This window comes from Alteromonas sp. 5NW40-0090 (assembly GCF_057552975.1).
Window position 1 is genome coordinate 282665 of record NZ_BAAJLT010000006.1, and the last position, 21813, is coordinate 304477.

Consider the following 21813-nt stretch of genomic DNA (forward strand, 5'->3'; position numbering starts at 1 on the left):
AATACCTCATTCTCTTATAAGCTAATTCAATGTTTTCGGTTTATGAGACATGTTCTGCTTAACGCTTAGCATTGTTGGGGCTTTATTTTATGTAATTTCAGCTTATTAAAACCCAAGATCGCACAGACTTCGTTGTTAGATCTGAAATAGGTACAGCATAGATTCGTATATTAAGTCAGCGGGATCTTGTTATGCCCGCCACGATCTGTAGGGAGAATTACTAGAAGTTTTCACAGTTCCAAAAGCAAAAAACCCAGCAAAAGCTGGGTTTTCGTGGAGACAAAAGCAAGCTAATTACTTGATTTTGGCCTCTTTAAACATAACGTGCTTACGCACAACGGGATCATACTTTTTGATCTCCATTTTGCCAGGCATGTTACGCTTGTTTTTATCAGTAGTGTAGAAGAAACCTGTACCTGCTGAAGAAACTAGTTTAATTTTATCACGCATTGTCGGCTTCCTTAGATTTTCTCACCACGGGCACGGATGTCAGTTAGTACTGAATCAATACCTTTCTTATCGATGATACGCATGCCTTTAGCAGACAAACGTAGTTTTACAAAACGGCTTTCGCTCTCAACCCAAAAACGGTGTGTTTGAAGGTTTGGTAAAAAGCGACGACGAGTCGCATTTCGTGCGTGTGAACGGTTATTACCAACCGTTGGACGCTTACCTGTTACTTGGCATACTCTTGACATTGTATTTGTCTCCAGAACAACGATAACTGTCGCGTCAGTTAATCCCAAGCGCTCAAACAGTGGTTGGGTCAAATGACGTATTACTATAAATTAGAGGGCGCATTTTATACAGCAAAGGCAGGATCATTTCAATAAGAAAGTACAAAAAGGTTACTTTTACGTACTATTTTTGCGCAAAATACCACCAACACTCTTTTTTGTGGCCCTTATTGTACTTTTCTCTTCGCTGTTTAGCTACGAATAAATAGGGTATTCCCACTTAAATTTTAACCTAATCCTATCTGTTCAAATGCTAAAAAAAACGCCACGATAACGTGGCGCTTTTCTTATTTAGTCATAAAAAGGTGACCTAACTTCCGTTAAATCTATTAACCGTGAAGGCCGGCGTAGTAGTTGACCACCATCACGCGAAATTGGCACCCAAGGGAAGAGTCCGCGTCCTTTCGACGGTTCTAGCAAGAACAAATCGGTAGGAATGGAAATATAGAAACCTTTGGTAAAACTTCCTTCTCCGTATTCTTCCGATGAAACATCAGTAAAGGCAGCATATGCTCCCACTATAATGCCGCTATCAAAGCGCTTGGCGTAATCAATATTAACACCCTTGTCTTTTGCCAAGAATTGACCTGCACTAACCGTGATTTGGGTATCATCAAGGAATTCAGGCTGCCAATAAACACTCGCATGACCGGTGATCGCATCGTAATCCTCTAAGCCGGTTTGACTGTAAGGGTCACGCTGCTTAACGTAGTTGATATCGATGCCATAGGCGACATTACTATCGACAGGACGATACAGAATTTCTCCGCCAACACCTGCGAACATAGTTTCAAGGTAACCTGCGTATGCTTGGGCATAAAGGTCTTCGGCAATATTGTCTTTGTAATGTAAAAACGCAGTATCTAACCAGACATCATTTTCAGACACATATTCACGAACCCTAGTACGTACACGAGGTAGTGACACATCTTCACCGTCAACGAGATAATTAAACTTATCGAAGTTATCAAGCAGTGTTACCCGTGCGCTGCTCATTACTGAGAAGTTTTCGTTTAACGCGTAGCCGCCATTTAGCATTAACCCAGTTTGATAAAGAAAGAAATCTTCTGGGTTACCAAACGACTGGGTGAAAAAGAAGTCAGCACTGTAGAAGAAACCCGAAGTATTTTCAGGGTCGTATGCTTCTTTTATCTCTTCAGAAGGCGATGTTCTCACGTACGTTTCCGTTATATCGGCATCGACCGATTCGTATCGCGCGGCTGAGATAAAGGCTTCAGCGTCTATTTGAGTATCGACCAGTGGTAGGCCACCGCGATTATCTACCATATGATAGGTTTTAACGCTATCTGGAAGCTCTGAAGCCGCAACACGACCTACCCGCTCAATAGCTTCATCTTGGTCGCGGTATTTGACCTGCGTCCCGTAAAAGGTCGCGCTATCTTCTTTAATCTCAGCATCGGATAAGAGGAAACCACCTGAGTTATAAAGGTCGTTATAAAGACGTGATTTGTTCACATCTTTAATATTAGATGGCGCATTTCTTCCCATTAAATTTCGCGGCGCATCGTCGAATTTGATTTGAGACGCAGTATTCATATTGAAGCGATACGTCACACCAAAGCCTATGGTGTTTCCACGTTGGTAGTTTAATGAGAAATCAAAGTCTTTATAGCGATATACCGCTCCCACATTCCAGCGAGAATCTTGCTCAAGCTGCCCCGCTCTGTCTCGGGAGTAATCGTTGCCTTCAAACTCAAGTTTTAGCGTTAACGGCTCCCATGGTGTTTGATACTCTACGCCACCAAAGAACGCGGTAGTACCTTTGAAAAACTGATCGTAATCGACCTTGCCACCTCGGCCTGAGAATCCGCCAGGGCGTTCACAGAAGCTATCTTTAACCTCACAAAATGGATTAGTAATATCATCTGCTGTCCCCAAATATCCCCAACCTAAGCCTAAATGGAAATCGAACGGTCCTACCGATTTACTGGCGTTTACGTACTCACTTTCAAAAAAGCCTGTCCCCCCGAAATCTCTGAAACCAACGCTGATATCAGGTAAGTAGTAACTTTCTTTCCAAAGCCTGAATTTAACGTCTAACCCTTTATCTTTTAAAGTCTGATCGCCGCTGAAGGAGTCAACTTGGCTGTATAAACGCGTACGCACATCGGTATAGCGGGCCGTCGCTTCCATCCAATCATAAAGTTGGATATTAACTGACCAGAAACGGTATTCACCATTGTCGGTATAATTGATGGCCATACCGCCTTCGTCGCGCATACGCGCAGTTGGCGTTTGTATAAGCCCGTTACCACCTTGCACCATTTGTGAGGGCGTAACACGAAGCTGGGTATCAGCAAGAGTGTTAGAAGATAGTGCACTGCCGATTACCAGCGCGAGTGTTTTTTTCTTAGATATTTTTTTCTTAGATATTTTTTTCTTAGATAATATTGGCGCACTCATTGAGGTAAAACCCTATGTACTGCTAACGCGGCAACGCGCTTATTTAATTGCTTAAGTTTATTGCTGAAAAGCTCTGAAGAAATAGGCACATAAATCTGGCTACCCGGCATAAGCTGGGCAAAATCTAAATTCCAGTAAGCAATCCCTTTTTCTTCTATGTTACCCATTGGGTCAATGACATAAACTACGCTTCTGTCTGCGTCTACCGCTTTTTTAACCGAATGAGCAGCCGTATAAATCGAGGTGTCGCTTTGATGCTGATAGGCACCTGGCTTTACTACAGCACCTGAGAAATGCACCACATTAGGACGTCCATTCAAACGGATCCAATATTTTCCTGGCTGGAACATAGGGTTGTCTTCGAAAAACAACCGAGCTCGATTGTAAGAAATAGGCATATCTATACGCGTAGACACCGTCCACGAAGATACTTGGTCTAAAAGATTTTGAAGTGCTTTATGGGTGTCCGAATTTTTATCAAAGCTAACCAAAAGCTCTCTTATCTGCGACAACGCTATCTCTTTTTCGCGTTCAGCTTTTGGATTGGTTAAATCAAATGCAGAAGCTGTTGGCCAATACCAGTCGCCACTGTCTACCACAATAGACAATACACTCGACAATCTAATTGGCCGGTCAAATTGATAGGTCTGCTTGTTCACCGTCACACTTACAATACCATCATTGGCGTACAAACTTGTGGATGTAATAAGACCCAAGGCAATAAAAAGCGTAGAAATAAACTTCATTATTGCGTTACTCCTTGTTTTTTCATCTGACGCACGACGCGGCTTAAATAAACCATGTCGTATACGTCTCCCTCTGGGCTGAACTTTTGCTTAGAGGCCAGCAGCTCTTTCGTGTGTTTATGTAAGAAGTAGGTATTTTCCCATGACAGTCCCACATCAATAAAGGGGGTATATTCTGAAAAATCTACGGTTTCAATTACTTTAATAAGGGGTACAGAAAAGCCAAGGTAGTTGTGTGTTTCTTCCCCCACAATACGCCATGAAGAATCCACTGGAACCCCGTAGCCTATTGAGGCAACATCGACTTTACGCTTCCAGCTAAAAGGCAAAACATCATTGGTGGCTAACGGATTGTGCTGCAAATTGCTTGTGTAAAAGAGGTCGTTATCTAAACCTTCCGTTTTCACAATAATACCGTGATGCATAGTGAAAATAACTTTGTCACCCGACACCCACTTATACTTATCACCGTCAATGTAGGCTAATGCAAGAGAGGCGGCGTCTCGTTCCCCCGCTTTAATTTGCATAAGATCCGCCTTACTCGCCGCGATTTCTTCAACGGTATAAGTTACCGTGCGGTCTTTAAGGGCAAGTTTAAGCGTATTGTAGTAGGCAATTGTTGTTGTGGAACATCCTGAAAGAGACAGGCAAAGAAAGCCAAAAACGGCTGATAGAATGTGTAGTTTCATTAAGGTACGCCGACAAAAACTAAAAACAATTAAATTTTGCTGTAAAAATAAAAAAAGCCGCTAAAAAAAGCGGCTTTTTCGAATACTCTTAAATTTACTGTACGGTCGGTGCGTAAGTAAATGTAACAGGCACAGTAATTGTTTTAGTTACAGTGCTTGTGCCAGAAGTAGTTACAGTAACAGTGTTAGTTGTACCAACACATACGCCGTCTACCAATGGATCGTCACCTTCACAAGTAGGTTGACCTGGATCAGTACCACCATTTCCTGGCGCGTCTGCAGAGTTGTTGTTTGCAACACCAGCGATAATACCAGCAGCAACAACACCAGTAGCGATTAGACCACCGCTTACTGCGCCCGCACCACCTGCACCAGCACCGCCTTCACCGTCTTGTGCGTTAACACCTGCTGCCATAGTTGCAGCTGCAAATAATGCAATGATTGACTTCTTCATAACAGTCCTTTAATAAAATTACCCACTAAATCCTATGCTAAATCATTTTCAACCATTTGACTAGATAATAATCGATAAATGACCTAGGTTTCTTATGTTAGCAAGCCTCGCTGCGCAAATGAAATGGTTTCTTTATCTCCAACCACAAAATGATCCAGCACGGGCACGTCGATCGATGCCATAGCATTTTTGATCTCTGTCGTTAAACGAATATCTGCATGACTCGGCTCTGCTACGCCTGAGGGGTGATTGTGGACCAAAATGATCGCCGCCGCATTATCGATCATAACTTGCTTGATCAATTCTCGCGGATACACTGCTGCGCTATTGATCGTTCCGTTGAACATGGTACGAAAAGCGATAAGTTGATGTTGGCTATCAAGCATCAAAAGCGCAAACTTTTCTCTTTCGCAGTCTCTTAATTTAGCCTGTAGATAACGCTTAGTATCATCTACATTATTAAATACATCTTGGCGCTTAAGTTTTATCTCTAAGTTGCGTTTAAATATTTCGAACCCCGCTTGAAACTGTGCGTATTTGCACGGCCCAACGCCAGACACTTTTGCATAACTTTCCTTTGTAGCCGTTACCACACCTCGCAAACAACCAAGCTCTTTTAGCAACTCGTGCGCGACAGACACAGCGCTCTTACCCTTAACGCCCTTTCCCAGCAAAACAGCAATAAGCTCTGCATCACTTAAGCTCTCTGCACCGTGCTGCAAAAGCTTTTCTCTTGGCCTTTCACTTATCGGCCATATCTTTATCGACATGCTATTAGTCCGTTACCGTCATAAAATAGTGGTTATAGTTGAATCAAAAAAAATTAACGACTGTATGAAAGGCGGGTTTCGTTGGATATTGAGCAGATAAGAGCCAAACAGCATGTTTACGGCAAGATCGACTTTTGTTCAGCTATCCGATTTTTCGTCGCCATGGTAGGCTACTATTAATATTGAGATTTAGTATTCTTTTATGTCTATTGCTAATAAAAACATTTTGCTAGGCGTTACAGGCGGTATTGCTGCTTATAAAACCCCAGACTTAGTGCGTAAACTCACCGCATTAGGTGCAAACGTTCGCGTTGTCGTTACTGATTCTGCCGCAGAGTTTGTGAGTACTTTGTCACTTCAAGCGGTGTCAGGGCATCCAGTGCATCAACACCTTTTAGACCCCGCCGCTGAAGCTGCTATGGGGCATATTGAATTAGCAAAATGGGCTGACATCTTACTTATTGCTCCTGCTACAGCAAACACACTCGCTAAACTTGCTCACGGCATGGCAGACGATTTACTGACAACGCTTTATTTAGCCACAACCGCTAGACGTTTTATTGCGCCAGCAATGAACCAGCAGATGTGGAAAGCAACAGCAACTCAGCGCAATATTGCTATATTAGAAGAACACGGCGTTACCTTTATAGGTCCGGCAAGCGGTGAGCAAGCCTGTGGTGATGTGGGTTCAGGTAGAATGGTTGAACCCGTTGATATTGCCAATGCCTTAAATGAAAGCAAAGCAAAGTCTTCCTCGCTAAATGAAGCGTTAAAGAATTTAGCAGGCAAAAAAATAACTATTACTGCGGGGCCAACACGAGAACCTTTAGACCCGGTACGCTATATTTCGAATCACAGTTCAGGAAAGATGGGGTTTGCCATTGCGCAAGCCGCGGCTCAAGCGGGCGCGAACGTAACGCTAGTTGCAGGTCCGGTAGCGCTTTCTACGCCTTCGCACTGTAACCGTATTGATGTTACCACCGCAGAAGAGATGCTCAACGCTTGTGGAAAACTTATTCCTTCTACAGATATTTTTATTAGTACCGCAGCGGTTGCCGACTACAAGGCCTGCACGGTAGCTGACAATAAGATAAAGAAAACAGGTGATGAGTTAACACTTACTTTTGTTAAAAACCCTGATATTCTAGCAACTGTATCTAACAGGCAAGACCGACCATTTTGCGTTGGCTTTGCAGCTGAAAGCCAAAATGTAGAAGATTATGCCCGTGCCAAGCTTGCCAAAAAGAAGCTTGATATGATTGCAGCGAACGACATAACAGCACAAGGTCTTGGGTTTAACAGCGATAAAAACGCACTGCATGTCATATGGCAAGACGGTGATAAACGACTGCCTGCCACCAGCAAAAGTGAGTTAGCTGAGCAGTTGCTAGCACTCATTGCAGAACGTTTTGTTTTAAACAATAAAAACTAACAGATACTTATTAAGTGTCGATAATAAAAACGATAAATATAAACGCTTTGGCGTAAGCCAACTTAACATGGAACCCGAGTTACTGTAACTCGGTAGCGGAGGAAACACTTTCGTCATGCCTGCTGTCAAAAAAACAAATCGCAGAGCTCAAATTCTGCAAGCACTTGCTGGAATGTTAGAAACCAGCCCAGGTCAACGTATTACTACTGCTAAGTTAGCGGAAAAAGTCGGCGTGTCTGAAGCGGCACTGTATCGTCATTTTCCCAGTAAAGCGCGAATGTTTGAGGGGCTTATTGAATTTATTGAAGAGACGCTTTTTACACGTATCAATAAAATCGTAAACGAAGAGAAAGACTCACTCACGCGCTGTCAGCTCATTCTTCACCTTATTTTAGGCTTTGCAGAAAAGAACCCTGGTATTACTCGTATTTTAAACGGCGATGCGTTAATGGGTGAGCAAGACCGACTACGCGCGCGTATAGCCAAGCTTTTCGAGCGTTTAGAAACACAGCTTAAGCAAGTACTGAGAGAGCGCAAACTCCGTGAGGGAAAAACCCTTTCTGCCGATGAGGCGATAATCGCGAATATGATGATCTGCTACACGGATGGGCGTATTAACGGGTTTATTCGCAGTGGCTTTACTCGAAAGCCAACAGAGCAGTTCAATGAGCAATGGGCTGCATTTAAACAAATGTTTGTTTAAGACAAGCGATTTCGATTAACAATAGAGGCGCTTTTGAGCGCCTTTTTTTATCTGATGTTAAGCAAATTGGCGTGTTGTTGGCACCACATTTTCCGTCATCATCTCACGGTTCTCATAATGTGAAATATAGTGCGCCATAGCATCTTGCTTAAGTAATCTCTTGGTAAGTGCCTCAACGTGCTGACTATCAATATTTTTCCACGTAGTGGGAATGACATAATGGTTGTACATAAAATTTAAATAGCCACATTTTGCTTCAGTGTCTGCAGCAAGCAATTCAATGTTTCTCATGACTTCTAGCATTTCAGTCTCATTTCGCACAAGCTTTGTTACGCCCTCAATGCCATAGCACGCCCTACCTAACACCACTACGGGCTTATCGAGTAGCAGAGACTCGACTCCCACTGTAGAGTTGACTGTCATCACAGCTAATGACCGTTCAATTAACTCTTGAGTCTCACAATAATTAGCGAATAATATTCGTTCGTGTTTATTGTGTAGGTTGTCATGTCTGATTGAATCTGATGGATGCTCTTTGATAACGATATTAAGCGTAGGGTCATCCACTTTATCTATAACATTGAGTAAATGCTGATAATATTGACCCATACTTCGTATCCAAGGCGAGTTTGAAATAATTTGGCTATCAGTTTCTACTTGAAATGGCACAAATATATAGCGTTCTGGCAATGCGTTTGCCTTTACCCCGCAAGCCTTTTCACACACGGGTTTACGCGGCACCAGTTTGCAAGGTAATGCTTTATTCTCATAAAACTGTTTATAAAAGTCTTTAGTGGTAGGCAGAGAGTTTTGGCAGTTAACGCCTGACCAATCACACGTTGTGGTGTTTGGGAATAGCCCGTTTTCAAAGTATACGACTTCTTTTTTTAGCGCTTTCGCGGCTGCGGCAATAGATGAACTAGGCTGTTTTTGTCCATTCCAGACGCCCACAACATCTGAATTTTCCTTTTCAATCAACGCTGCACTTTTGGCGATATCTAATTTAGTAAGCCATCGACTTACTTTTTCGTAAAGCGGCCACGCAAAAGAATGATGAAGCTTTTTGTGTTTTTTCGCTTTTTTTAATAAATGTGGGTTAACTAGAGCGTCAATATCGATATGTTTTGTAAGTGACCAATGCCGAACCTTAATTAGCGAAAACCAAGGAGCAGTAAAACTAGCAACAGAGATATTCAACGAGGTTTGCGCCGCAAATTGCTTGAAGTACCGTATGTGAGAACTGCCTCTCGCAATTAACGTATACTTTTTCTGTTGTTCTATCACTGTAAGTTACTCCTGCGTTCTATTGTATTGAACTCTTCGGTTCTGCGCTTTCATGGAAATCATGCAATCAGTAAAACATAAAATTTATAGCATATGTTAAAAATCTCCCCACTTTATTTTATTGTAGACATGATTTTTTTCTAATTAATTAAAGGTTGTGTAAAGACACAAAAATTTATTAAAACATAGGCATAAAAAAAGCAGCATAGAAATGCTGCTTTTAGTGTCGAACGAGTATGCTCTACTTACTAAACGTGTTACCGAAGAAGTCGCCATCGTTCCACTTAGGCTTATCTTCTTGATTTGCTAGCGTCCAACCAATTTGCGCGTTAACTTTTGTGAACGTCTCCGCTGCATTCCAGTTAAATGGCTGATTAATATCGTCGCTAGGCTTGTGGTAGTGCGTAGATAAGAACTTACCAAATACCTTGCTACCATCTACGTTAGGATCTTTAGATTTAAGACCCGGCACCATAAATACTGAAGGTACACCTTGTTTCACAAACGCATAGTGATCTGAGCGAGTGAAAAGTGCCTGCTCTGGCCATGGGTCTGGGCTTAGCTCGATATCGGCGTTAGCAGCAGCTTTTTCCACTGATTCTTGCAAATCACTGTGGTTTGCGCCAAAGGCAATAACGTCTGCAAACTCGTAGGTTAGAATTGGCATATCTAGATTTACGTTCGCCACCATTGATGTAACAGGTACGGTTGGGTTACGAGCAAAATAGTCTGCACCTAGCAGACCTTTCTCTTCCCCCGTTACCGACACGAAAAGAATTGAGCGCTTTGGCTTTTCTTTCATTTCGCTAAACAGGCGTGCAGTTTCTAACATCACTGACGTGCCCGACGCATTGTCCATGGCACCATTGTTGATGTTGTCTTTCTTCACTGTTTTAGCAAAACCAATGTGATCTGAGTGAGCAGAGAAAACTACGTATTCGTTTTTAAGCTCAGGGTCTGAACCTTCTAATATACCCACAACATTTGGGCTTGTAATTGTGTCGTGAACACTCTTCTTGCTAATATCTACTACACCGTTTAGCGCAAAACCTTGCGGCACTTTGTCCGCTTCAAGAACTGCATAAACATCATCAAGACTCTTTTCTGCGCCTTCAAACAGTTTACGTGCAGCACCTTCACTCATGTAAGCGCCGCCTTTAAGCTGAGAAAAGCTATTTGCAGGCTGACCGCTGTCGTCTAACCAAGCCATACGCGGTGTATGAATGTAGTTCAAACGGCTTTGATAAGGGCGTACCTTTTCATTTTTAGGCGTTGTGATAGTGATCATGCCAATAGCGCCATTGTCTACCGCATACTTTTGCTTTTGATAGCCAGACGCAAAGTGAGCGCCCTCTTCTGATGGAAACTCGCTTGGCTTACCCGCAAGGGCTACAACAATCTTACCTTTTACATCTAAGTCTTTGTAATCGTTGTGAGATAGCTCGTCTGCCACAATGCCGTAGCCCACAAAGACCATTTCGCCTTTTACATTAGCCTCGGTGCTAAGCAAGCTCGGGCTAGCTAGGTATTCTTTCGGGTAGTCAAAATCGACAGTTTCGCCGTTTTGCGTGAAAGTAAACTTGGGTGACTCTTGAACCAGATTCGCTTTACGAAACGATACATTTTGCATATAGCCGTCTGTACCTGCTGGCTTCAAACCATATTTAGCAAATTCGGTTGCAATATAAAGCGCTGCAATTTCATGACCGCGAGAGCCAGTATCACGACCTTCAAGCAAGTCATCTGCTAAGAAAAACAGGTGCGATTTGATTCGCTGTGTATCAGGGTTAAAAGCATTGTCTGTCGATGCGTGGTTATGTGCAGTAGCAGCAAAGCTCATTGCGGTCATTGCACTACCTATCAGGAGTTTTTTTATCATTCTAATTTCACCATATAACTAAGTGTGCATCATGGTAACGCAGTTAATAGGGGGAATACCATTAAACTGCTTACGTTTACCATGTGTTTCCTACCGTTGCTCGCATTTTAGGAGCAAGGTAAAATTGTGGGCCAAACGCCGGAGTAATTTCCGGGAGTATCTATATTTTTTTAGTGAAGAGCAGCACCCATGTCGAAAGACGATATTCTTTACCGCGTTCAGTTCATCAGCAATGGAGAACGTTACGAACTTTACGTTAGAGCCCTTACTCAGGGCGCTTTGTTTGGCTTTATCGAGATAGGTGACTTTGTGTGGGATACCCACACGAGCGTTGTTGTAGATCCTAGCCATGAAAGGTTAAAAGCTGAATTTTCAGAAGTAACAAAAACTTATATTCCTATGCACAACGTTTTACGCATTGACGCCGTAAATAAAAAAGGAACAGCCAAAATTACTAAATTAGAAAATAAATCTGATAAAGTAACTGCTTTCCCTAGTCCAATATATACACCAACGAAAGAGTAGCCGCCGGCATCTATCCGGTAAAGGTTACCGGAGACCCATATGTATCGCTATCTGTTAGCAGCATTACTATTTATTTGCAGCATTAGTGCATCTGCAAAGAGCCTTGACGATGAAAGCTTGTATCAACTACTTGATGACATTTGGCAGTACGAGCTTTCGGTTTCCCCGCTTCTAGCTTCTCGCGAAGGCGATACTTCACTCGCTCACGTATTACCAGATAATTCTCCCAAAGCTCTGAAAGCTCAAAATGAACAATGGCGCGCGTTTCAAAAAGCCTTAAGTCAGTATAAAAAAGAAAATATCTCTAGTGACGCTTATATTGCCTTGCTGATGCAGCAATATCGTTTAGCTAACTATGTGGATGAATATACGTATCGCGCGCACTTGGTGCCTATTAACTCAGAATATGGCTTTCATGGTGCGATGGCTTCACTCCCAAATTTATCAACCTTTAAACGCGTAGAAGATTATCAAGCCTATATTAGCCGCCTAAACGCGCTGAAGTCTTATTTTGACCAACAAATTGCGTATATGAAACAAGCGCTAAAAGAAGGCTACACACAGCCTAAAGTCGTGCTTAAAGGGTTTGAAGATTCTGTGGCGTCATACATTGTTGAAAATGCAGTGGACAGTGGTTTTTATTCTCCGTTTGCTCGTTTCCCTGAGTACTTTACTGCCGAGCAAAAGGCAGCGCTAGCAGAGCAAGGCAAAGCAGCAATAAACAGCAGCGTACTGCCTGCGTATCAAATGTTTTACGACTTCATGGTAGACGAATACATTCCTAATGCCCGTGAAGATATTGCCGCAAATAACTGGCCTGATGGCGTGGCGTATTACGCCAATAGAGCAAAGCATTACACCACCACAGATATGACGCCTCAGGAAATCCATGATTTAGGTTTGTCTGAAGTAAAACGCATTCGCGCGCAAATGCAGCAAATTGTGGATGAGCTTGGCTTTGATGGCGACATTAACGACTTCATTGCGTTTTTACGCGAAGACCCGCAATTCTATGCCACCAGCGCTGAAGATTTACTAAAAGAAGCGTCGTTTATTGCAAAGAAAATGGACGCAAAGCTTCCTTCGCTTTTTGAGTATCTGCCAAGAACGCCTTATGGCGTAGCGCCTGTACCAGACGCTATCGCGCCCAAATATACAACGGGCCGTTACATTCACCCTAGCCGCGATGACCAGCCAGGATATTACTGGGTAAACACTTATGCCCTTGATAAGCGCCCTTTGTATGCATTGCCTGCACTGACCTTGCACGAAGCAGTACCTGGCCACCACCTACAAATTTCATTGGCCGCAGAGCTTGAAGACTTGCCCATGGTACGCCGTAACACCTATATTTCAGCATTTGGTGAAGGCTGGGGACTGTATTCTGAGTTTTTAGGTATTGAAGCAGGTATTTATGAAACGCCGTACGACAACTTCGGTCGCTTAAGCTACGAAATGTGGCGTGCGTGTCGTTTGGTTGTTGATACCGGTATGCACACCATGGGCTGGAGCCGTCAACAAGCGGTGGATTACATGATGGAAAACACCGCGCTTTCAGAACACAACGTCAATACCGAAATAGACCGCTATATTTCTTGGCCAGCGCAAGCCTTGTCTTACAAGATAGGGGAAATCAAAATTAAAGGCCTTCGCAAGAAAGCAGAGACAGCGTTAGAAGAGCGTTTTGACGTGCGCAAATTCCACCGTGCCGTGTTAGAAAACGGCTCAGTTCCTCTTTTCATATTGGAGCAAAATATCAACACCTTTATAGAAGAACAAAAGGCACAATAAACATGATCGTTGCATTTGGTGTTATTGGATTACTTATCCTGTTTTTAATTTACTTTGTGCTGCGAGCGCAGAACTTACAGAAAGAACTGGCGCTGTTGCGCCACTCAAACAAACAGACCAGTAATAAGGTTACATATGCTTATCGCAATCTCGTTCTTGTTACTGATGCGCTGGAAAAAAACCTTACTGCGCGTATTGAAAGTGCCTATAAAAGCCGCCTTATCGACCAAAATCAATACAATGCGCTACATCCACTTATGCGCAACTTTTCAGCTATTGTCATGACCTGTTGTGAAAAAGGCATGTCATTTGAGGAATCACTGAATAAAGTGTTGCTTAATGAAGAAGTGACGCTTGAGGAAATTCGTGAAGTGGTGAAGGCTCTGCCTGGCAACGTTCGCATGGTGTGGGCAAAAAATACCGCAGATGGATTTATTGCTTTTTGTCAAACTGTTACAACAACAGTAAGTGGCACGACAGCAAAGGCTTCAAAAGAACCATCACCTGAAGAGTAACGTTCTACTCTACTCCCCTTGTTAGCGCTGAAGCAGCGCTAACTATATGACAGGGTCGCCCGCTTTGCTATGTAGTAAGGACAGCGACCCTAGTCCAAATCCCTACGCTTTTAAAAGTTTAATCTTTTTACCTTTCCAAACTAATCAGTAAGTTAGCGCTTAAAATAACAAGCCAAAAACCTTTTGTCTTGAAAAGGATCATTGCCGCACTATAATACTGTATAAAAATACAGTTTATTTTGAGTGCCATGAACAAATCGTTATCCGTGCTTAACAACCACCCGCATATTTGGCGGGCCAGAGATCAGAAACAAAGTGAAGCCAAGTTTTCGCTGGGCTTTCCACGTCTGGATAAAGCGCTTAACGGTGGCGTGGCTTCTACGGGGCTTGTACGTATTTCCTCACTGACCGGCGTGGGTGAGCTTTCACTCTTTAAACGAGTTATTTGCCAGCATCGTACGCACAAACTGGTGGTATTTATCAACCCTCCTGGGCTACTACAGTCGCCATGGTTAGAAAACTTAGGACTTAAAGCGCAACAAGTGCTGGTAGTAAAAACATGTTCTGAACAAGAGTCCTTGTGGGCAGCAGAGCAATGCTTAAAAAGTACGGCTTGCCATTGCGTGGTGCTGTGGAGTAATGCTGTAAATCAAAAAGAAGCACGCCGCCTACAGGTAGCGGCAACGCATAACGATGCGCTGTGCTTGCTGTATACTCAACCGCAGCAGCAGGCATCACAGTCAGGTTATCCGAAGGCCAACTTAAGTGATTCACAAGCCGCCCTTTCGAATCAAAGCGACAGTTCATTACCCATTACTTTAGATATCGCGCTAAAAGGTAAGCCCCACGCTTTGACGGTGAACATACGCAAGCAGCGTCATGGTTGGCCCAAAGATAACATTGTTATTTCCCATCGATGGACCCCGGACAATCAGGCCATAAAATGGGCCATGGCACACAACACGCTTTCCGATCAGGCATTACACTCTGTGAGCTAATGATGCTGTGGGCCTATATTTACTGCTATCAACTTACCCTAGACAGCCATATTAAAGCTGCTAAAACTAATCATGCCCACCGGCAAGCGCTTAAAAGCGATCGTAGAAACGCCCCTAGAAGCGAAGCTAACAAAAGTTCTTCGTCATTACCGTCAAATACTCCTGTTGCAGTTTACTGCAGTAAAACAAACAAAATTACCCAGTGTAATGATATTGCGAAAAAAGAAGGTATTGAAATTGGCCATGGGCTCGCTCAAGCGGCGGCGCTATGCCCCTACGTGCATATTCTGCCTTTCAGTGAAGAAGCCGAAAAGCATATGCTGACGCAGTTAGCCCATCGGCTTTATCCACTGGCTTCTGACATCGTATTAGACAACCACATTCACTCAAATAGTGTAAGCGGTCTAGCAGTAAGGCTAGATAACCTAACTCATTACTATGGCGGTCACACGCCACTGTGGAAAACTTTAACTCAAGCTCTGGCAGAAGCAGATATTCGCTATCATTTTGCTAGCGCATGGACAATTGAGGCCGCAAAAGTATTAGCGCTTCATAAACTTAATACCTACTTACATACGCCGGATGATATAAAAAAAGCCCTAAGTGCATGCCCGCTTTCTATTACGGCTCTATCACCTAAAGTCATTGACTCGCTGGCAAGGGTGGGCGTTTCCTGCGTAAAACAGCTGTTGGCAATGCCGGTACAAGAGCTGGGGCGGCGCTTCGACAATAACACTATTATGTATCTTACTGCGCTAAGGGGAGAAACCTTCCCGCGGGTTACATTATTTAGGCCTTTGGAGCACTTCGATAACTTTATCCTATTGCCTTTTGATGTTGAAAACACGCAGCATCTAACCCCTTTTGTCACCCAGCAGTTTGAGCATTTGTCTCACTATTTACGGGCCAGAAACCTATATACATCAAGCATCAGCGTTCATATTCATTTCAGAGAAGCTCCTGTAATGGATATTAATATTCAATCAGCGCTTCCTCAGTCCTCAGTACAAAGTTGGCTGCCCTTATTTAATCTTAAAACTGAGAATCTAGAGCTACCTGAACCAGCCACAGCCATTGCGCTTATCTGCCAGCAGTTTGAAGAAATGGATACGCAGAATGGCGATTTCTTTAGCGACAGGTTTAACGATATTGCGCAAAAGCAATTAATTGGGCGCTTAAACGCGAAGCTAGGCGATAACAGTACGTTTCAACCGCGAACTGCCGACAGCCACCAGTTTGAATATATGACGGTGACGGAGTCAAGCACTGGTGACTGCACCGGTAATTATGCTTATAGCAGCGACATTACGCCCACCTTTACCTTTGATACACCTAAGCCGCTTATTCAGGCGACCCAAATTTGCTTTGGCCCCGTGCGGTTACACAGCGAGTGGTGGCATGACAGCCCAACAAAACGAGATTATTTCATCGCCCAGACTGAGCAATGTGTAAGGCTTTTAGTATTTAAAGACGAAGAGAGCCGCTGGTGGGTACATGGCCTTTTTTGCTAGCCGAACGCGGTTAAAGAAAAAGTAGAGGTAAAAGCAATATCATGAAATACAGTGAGCTCTTTTGCCAAAGCAATTATAGCTTTCTTTGCGGTGCCTCTTCCCCCGCAGAGCTTGTTACCACGGCTTCTTTCCTTGGTTACGACGCGCTTGCCATTACCGATGAATGCTCAGTAGCGGGAGTGGTACGAGCTTTCGACGAAATTAAGCATCAGGGTCTACCGATTACGCTTATTGTGGGTAGTTACTTCGTATTTGATGACACTTTATCTTTTGTGCTGTTGTGCCCGAACAAAGCGGCCTATAGCGAACTGTGCCGAATTATTACAAACGCGAGGCGTCGCTCTGAGAAAGGTGAATATCAACTGGCCGAGTGGGACTTACGTACCATTCGCCATTGCAAATTCATTTGGTTACCAAGCGGCAAAGAAGCTAAAGACAAGCATTGGGCTGAATGGCTGCAAAAACACCCGAGCATTGATGCTTATATTGGCGCTCAGCGCCTATTAGACGGACGGGATCACCAGAGGTTTGCACACTACAACCATCTGCAGTCTGCCTACCCTTTTCCTGTTATTGCCTGTACGGGTGTACTAATGCATCACGCTGACAGACTGCCGCTTCAACATGTATTGCATGCCACACAACAACATACCAGCGTAGACAAAATAGGCCGGGAGGCGTTGAGTAATGCAGAGCGTAGTCTGCGCACCATACAAAAAATAAAGAAGCTTTACCCTGAGAAGTGGATCGCCAATACCAATGCTCTTGCCTCTGTATTCACGTTTTCCTTAGAAGAGCTGCGCTATCACTACCCTTCGGAGCTTGTACCTGAAGGGTATACGCCTACATCGTATTTACGGGAACGTGTAGAGGCCGGTATAAAAGTGCGTTTCCCTGAAGGTATAACCCCTGATATTCGCCAAATCATAGAAAAAGAACTGACGCTTATTGCCGAACAAGAGTATGAGTATTTCTTTTTAACCATCTATGACATTGTTCAGTTTGCCAAGCGACAACGCATTCTGTATCAAGGGCGCGGCTCTGCGGCCAACTCAGTAGTGTGCTATTGCTTGGAAATAACCGCAGTAGACCCTAGGCAAATAAGTGTGCTATTCGAACGCTTTATTTCCAAAGAGCGTAACGAACCGCCAGATATTGATGTGGATTTTGAGCATCAGCGTCGTGAAGAGATCATTCAATACATTTATCAAAAATACGGCCGAGAGAGAACCGCTATCGCGGCTACCGTTATTTGCTATCGCTTTAAATCGGCTTTTAAGGATGTGGGCAAGGCACTGGGCTTCAGCGAGTCACAGCTTGATTTTGTGGTAAAACAAATTAATCGACGGGACAGCGTTATTCCGTGGAAGTCCCAGCTGGCAGAGCTTGGGCTAAACTCTGAAGAGCCTAGGGTACAGCAGTTAATTACCCTTACCGAAGCTTTACTGGGCACGCCCCGACATTTGTCGCAACATGTAGGTGGTTTTGTTATTAGCGCCGGACCGCTCTACGACCTTGTACCTGTTGAGAACGCCGCGATGGAAGACCGCACTATTATTCAGTGGGATAAGGACGACATTGAAACCTTAGGCCTATTAAAAGTGGATGTACTCGCGCTTGGGATGTTAAGCGCTATTCGTCGTGCATTTTCTCTTATCAACAAGCAATATCCGGTTGAAACCAGTATTCCGCTCATTACAAAGCTTGGAGATGACAAACAGGTTTTCGATATGATTTGTCGAGCAGATACGGTAGGCGTTTTTCAAATAGAATCACGGGCTCAGATGTCTATGCTTCCAAGGCTAAAACCTCGTCGCTATTACGATTTGGTTGTACAAATAGCCATTGTACGGCCAGGTCCGATTCAGGGTGATATGGTCCACCCTTATTTGATACGCCGACACGGCAACGAATCCATTAGCTACCCATCTAAAGATGTGGAAAAGGTGCTATCTCGCACTATGGGTGTACCTATCTTTCAAGAACAGGTAATTCAGCTTGCTATGGTTGCCGCAGGCTTCAGTGGCGGAGAAGCCGACCAGCTGCGACGCGCTATGGCTAGCTGGAAAAAAGACGGCAGAATTTTTGAATTCAGAGACAAGCTCATTAAGGGTATGACGGATAAAGGCTATGACAGTACGTTCGCCCATAACTTATTTGAGCAAATCAAAGGCTTTGCAGGGTACGGCTTTCCCGAGTCTCATTCAGCGTCATTTGCGGTATTAGCTTATGTGTCTTGCTGGTTGAAGTTTTACTTTCCCGTTGAATTTTACGTAGCACTGTTAAATAGCTGGCCCATGGGGTTTTATTCCCCGTCCCAGTTAGTTCAAGACGCTAAGCGTCATCATATACGGGTAGAAGCGCCCTGCGTTAACCAGTCTAACGTCGAGCATTCCCTGGTGGTACAAGGCCAAGAAAAATACATTCAGCTTGGCCTTAAGCTTATTAAAGGCTTAAGTGAAGCTTCGTCTCAACTTATCGTGGAAAACCGCTCAGATAAGGGCTACGCAAATGTCGAGCAGTTGCAGCAGCTATCGCTTAAAAGTAATGAACTAGAGGCACTGGCCAGCGCCGATGCCCTTCGTACGATTTCAGGCAATCGGTACGAAACTCGCTGGCGAATTATGGATACCCAAACCCGTCTACCACTTTTCGATACCGACGAATTTTATGCAGACAAAAATGCCACATCGCTTGGCGCTAGGCCTTCTGAGGCAGAAAATTTACTAGAAGACTATGCTTCAACCGGTTTATCGGTAAATAACCACCCTATTTCTTTACTCAAGAAGCAGCATAAGCTTAAAGACATAAGCTGGTCCAATTCGCTTAAAGGCAAGACCAATAGATCTGTTGTAAAAGTACTTGGCGCAGTAACAGGACGTCAGGCACCAGGCACTGCAGCAGGGGTTACCTTTCTGACTTTGGAAGATGATATAGGCAATATGAACGTTGTGGTATGGCAAGCTACGGCACGCGCTCAGCAACAAACGTTCTTAAAAGCTAAGCTTCTTCAGGTTAACGGTATTATTGAACGTTCAAAAGAGGGGGTTATTCACATTATTGCGGGTAAGCTTATCGACCGTACATCTTGGCTAGAAAAGCTGACACTAAGCTCTAGAGATTTTCACTGAATTTTTTACAGCAGCAAGGTCATAGATTATTGTGTGTAAGATAGTGATTTTTTGATTCAAAACCTCCTTATCTATGAAATACATAAAATATGTTTTCTATACCTATAGAGAACAGTTGTCATTTTCGGGGTATAAAATGATGCGATGGATTACGCTTTTTATTATTTGCTCATTTAGTTTTAATGCCTACGCAGGTAAATACATAGTTGGTGCACAAAATCTATCGTATTTCCCTCACTACGACTTCTCTTCGCCAGTAGATAAAGGGGTTGCCTGGTCAATTTTAGAGGCTTTTTCTGAAGTTTCAGGTCACGAGTTTGTCTATTTAAGTTTACCGATAAGGCGGCTTCAACTTGAGCTAGTTAAAGGCAATGTAGATTTTGTATACCCTGATAATCGAGGCTGGTACAACAGTATTACCACGTCGAGTGATAAGTATTTTTCATCTCCATTAACAAATGCCGTTACAGGTACAATTGTAAAACAACAGAACGTTGGAAAAGGTATTGAAAAGATAAACCATCTTGCCATGCCATTAGGCTTCACCCCCGTAAACTGGCAGGATAGGATAGATAATCAGCGTACCAAAATAACGTGGGTTACAGATATTCAACAAGGCTTAGCCCTATTGTATCAAGAGCGCGTTGACGGGCTAGATTTAGAGTATTTTGTTAGTCAGCACTTTTCACAGCCACCCTATAAAGAAGAAGCCTTTACTTTAGATTTAACGCTTCCTCATAACGAAATTCCTTTTTCTTTATCTACGCTTTACCATAAAAACATCATCCGTGAACTAAATGATTTCATATCCTCAAACCCCGAGTTAATAAATAGTATAAAAGCAAAATACGAAATAATTTCTTTTGAAAAATTGTCTCAACAGCTACTAAAAGAACAAGGATTGCAAACTGAAGAAATTTGGAAATAAAGACCCCTTCGCGTTGCAAGAACGACGGCAGCTCTATTCACATATGCCTTTGAAAGGTCTGCTACTGGTGCTCTTCTTACAGTAGTTTCTTAAAACATTAATTGGGTCCAATTAACGAAGAAAAGCTACTAGCCCTTGTAAAAACTTCAAGGAAGTCAGTAATATAGACCTTTGCAAAGTATCTATCCAACCTTAAACGTAGTTTATCTAACTGAAATTATTACCTTTTTTAGTTTGGAAAAAATTTTGCTTGTTGATTATCAAATCAAGGAGCAATTATGAAACAGGTATCATTACTTTTATTTTCTTTTTTCATTGTTTTGACCGCTAGTAGCGTACAAGCAAAGCAAACCGTCAGCGTAGACTATATGCACGGATTCGATGATATAGATGGTATGCGCTTCGCTTACAGACCACTAGAGCAAACATTAGCGACAGATTGGTTTGGCGACATAAAGCTATACTGGGAAGTCAGTGCCGTCGTATGGGAATATGGTGAGAATGACACGCACAGCACAAGTTATGGAGTGTCTTTAACCCCTGTATTTATGAAACAAATATCGACGCTTTATGACAAATACCCTGTATATATAGAAGCTGGTATAGGCGCAAGCTATATTGGCGATCAGGAAGTTGCTGGCAAAGATATTGGCTCTAATTATCAATTTGAAGACAGATTAGGTGTATTTGTTGAAATAGATAAAAAGCAGCATGTTGCACTGCGCTATATGCATTTTTCTAACGGCGGCTTTAATAACGACAACCCAGGATTAGACTTCCTAAACCTATCCTACGCCTACCATTTCTAACAAAATGAGGTCAAAGTACATTTTTCTATTTTAAGAAGGAAAATAATCTACTCTGGTCCCCTTTTACTCTTGTACAAGTCTAGTGTGTTGGTCCGACTTTGAAATGAGTCCTCACACTAAAAAGCTGGGAAAGAATACTACAGAGATCGTTGAAATCTTAATAATGGGGTCGAAGTACATTTTTTGATTCAATGGCGTATGAGAATACATGTATAGGTGCAGTCTGAGGGTTAACGAAATAAAGTACTCTGACCCCATTATTTTTCTTATTGGGACCTGGCAGTGTCCTACTCTCACATGGGGAAACCCCACACTACCATCGGCGCTAATACGTTTCACTTCTAAGTTCGGAATGGAATTAGGTGGTACCGTATCGCTATGGCTGCCAGGAAAACTGGTTTGCAGTAGCGTTTACTGCGTAAAGCTGAGAACTCTCAACTTTACTAAATTCTGTGAGCTCGCATATAAAATGCTGTAGCTTCTATAT

19 protein-coding genes and 1 rRNA gene are annotated in these 21813 nt (G+C 43.1%); 10 read left to right on the top strand and 10 right to left on the bottom strand.

Going from position 1 to position 21813, the window contains the following annotated elements; genetic code table 11:
* Positions 1–294: 294 nt before the first annotated feature.
* The 7 genes from rpmG to radC form a co-directional block, all read right to left on the bottom strand.
* On the bottom strand, positions 295–450 hold the full coding sequence (gene rpmG, locus AC27KT_RS09800; protein ID WP_012516577.1) for a 50S ribosomal protein L33: 156 nt from the start codon (positions 448–450) through the stop codon (positions 295–297).
* Between the two features lie 11 nt (positions 451–461).
* The gene (gene rpmB, locus AC27KT_RS09805; protein ID WP_012516576.1) at positions 462–698 is read right to left on the bottom strand and encodes a 50S ribosomal protein L28; all 237 of its coding nucleotides are present in this window, start codon (positions 696–698) and stop codon (positions 462–464) included.
* Positions 699–1028: 330 nt separating this feature from the next.
* Entirely contained in the window at positions 1029–3161 is a 2133-nt protein-coding gene (locus AC27KT_RS09810) for a YjbH domain-containing protein (protein ID WP_487129481.1), read from the bottom strand.
* A complete protein-coding gene (locus AC27KT_RS09815; RefSeq protein ID WP_487129483.1) occupies positions 3158–3907 on the bottom strand; it encodes a capsule biosynthesis GfcC family protein in 750 nt (249 codons plus the stop codon). The genes AC27KT_RS09810 and AC27KT_RS09815 overlap by 4 nt, the downstream gene beginning before the upstream one ends.
* Positions 3907–4596 carry a YjbF family lipoprotein gene (locus tag AC27KT_RS09820; protein ID WP_458730508.1) on the bottom strand — a complete coding sequence of 230 codons (690 nt, stop codon included), beginning with the start codon at positions 4594–4596 and terminating at the stop codon, positions 3907–3909. Before AC27KT_RS09820 ends, AC27KT_RS09815 begins: the two co-directional genes overlap by 1 nt.
* 94 nt (positions 4597–4690) lie before the next feature.
* On the bottom strand, positions 4691–5050 hold the full coding sequence (locus tag AC27KT_RS09825) for a hypothetical protein (RefSeq protein ID WP_458730507.1): 360 nt from the start codon (positions 5048–5050) through the stop codon (positions 4691–4693).
* A 92-nt stretch (positions 5051–5142) separates the two neighbouring features.
* A complete protein-coding gene (radC, locus tag AC27KT_RS09830) occupies positions 5143–5820 on the bottom strand; it encodes a RadC family protein (RefSeq protein WP_039222513.1) in 678 nt (225 codons plus the stop codon).
* Between the two features lie 202 nt (positions 5821–6022).
* On the opposite strand from radC, the gene coaBC reads away from it, so the two are divergent.
* Together coaBC and slmA are read left to right on the top strand one after the other, a co-directional pair.
* Positions 6023–7252, top strand: coding sequence for a bifunctional phosphopantothenoylcysteine decarboxylase/phosphopantothenate--cysteine ligase CoaBC (coaBC, locus tag AC27KT_RS09835; RefSeq protein WP_487129486.1), 1230 nt, complete (start codon positions 6023–6025; stop codon positions 7250–7252).
* Between the two features lie 115 nt (positions 7253–7367).
* Positions 7368–7955 (top strand): nucleoid occlusion factor SlmA, encoded by a 588-nt coding sequence (slmA, locus tag AC27KT_RS09840; protein ID WP_012516568.1) that lies wholly within the window; start codon positions 7368–7370, stop codon positions 7953–7955.
* A 57-nt stretch (positions 7956–8012) separates the two neighbouring features.
* Here slmA and AC27KT_RS09845 read toward each other — a convergent pair whose 3' ends face one another.
* Complete coding sequence (locus AC27KT_RS09845; RefSeq protein WP_487129489.1) at positions 8013–9239, bottom strand: capsular polysaccharide export protein, LipB/KpsS family; 1227 nt, start codon at positions 9237–9239, stop codon at positions 8013–8015.
* 241 nt (positions 9240–9480) lie between these two features.
* A complete protein-coding gene (locus AC27KT_RS09850) occupies positions 9481–11118 on the bottom strand; it encodes a M28 family metallopeptidase (protein WP_487129491.1) in 1638 nt (545 codons plus the stop codon).
* 189 nt (positions 11119–11307) lie between these two features.
* Here AC27KT_RS09850 and AC27KT_RS09855 point away from each other — a divergent pair, with 189 nt between their 5' ends.
* From AC27KT_RS09855 to AC27KT_RS09890, 8 genes are all read left to right on the top strand, one after another.
* Positions 11308–11643, top strand: coding sequence for a DUF1820 family protein (locus AC27KT_RS09855; RefSeq protein WP_136783251.1), 336 nt, complete (start codon positions 11308–11310; stop codon positions 11641–11643).
* 39 nt (positions 11644–11682) lie between these two features.
* On the top strand, positions 11683–13434 hold the full coding sequence (locus AC27KT_RS09860; protein ID WP_487129493.1) for a DUF885 domain-containing protein: 1752 nt from the start codon (positions 11683–11685) through the stop codon (positions 13432–13434).
* A gap of 2 nt (positions 13435–13436) precedes the next feature.
* Positions 13437–13949, top strand: coding sequence for a hypothetical protein (locus tag AC27KT_RS09865; protein WP_487129495.1), 513 nt, complete (start codon positions 13437–13439; stop codon positions 13947–13949).
* A 248-nt stretch (positions 13950–14197) separates the two neighbouring features.
* Positions 14198–14947 (top strand): recombinase RecA, encoded by a 750-nt coding sequence (locus AC27KT_RS09870; RefSeq protein ID WP_487129497.1) that lies wholly within the window; start codon positions 14198–14200, stop codon positions 14945–14947.
* Positions 14893–16458 (top strand): Y-family DNA polymerase, encoded by a 1566-nt coding sequence (locus tag AC27KT_RS09875; RefSeq protein WP_487129499.1) that lies wholly within the window; start codon positions 14893–14895, stop codon positions 16456–16458. The genes AC27KT_RS09870 and AC27KT_RS09875 overlap by 55 nt, the downstream gene beginning before the upstream one ends.
* 41 nt (positions 16459–16499) lie before the next feature.
* Positions 16500–19589, top strand: coding sequence for an error-prone DNA polymerase (locus AC27KT_RS09880; RefSeq protein ID WP_487129501.1), 3090 nt, complete (start codon positions 16500–16502; stop codon positions 19587–19589).
* A 136-nt stretch (positions 19590–19725) separates the two neighbouring features.
* A complete protein-coding gene (locus tag AC27KT_RS09885; protein ID WP_487129503.1) occupies positions 19726–20517 on the top strand; it encodes a hypothetical protein in 792 nt (263 codons plus the stop codon).
* 278 nt (positions 20518–20795) lie between these two features.
* Positions 20796–21326 (top strand): acyloxyacyl hydrolase, encoded by a 531-nt coding sequence (locus tag AC27KT_RS09890; RefSeq protein WP_487129505.1) that lies wholly within the window; start codon positions 20796–20798, stop codon positions 21324–21326.
* A gap of 274 nt (positions 21327–21600) precedes the next feature.
* Here the strand turns inward: AC27KT_RS09890 and rrf are convergent.
* A 5S ribosomal RNA gene (gene rrf, locus AC27KT_RS09895) occupies positions 21601–21716 on the bottom strand.
* Between the last annotated feature and the right edge of the window lie 97 nt (positions 21717–21813).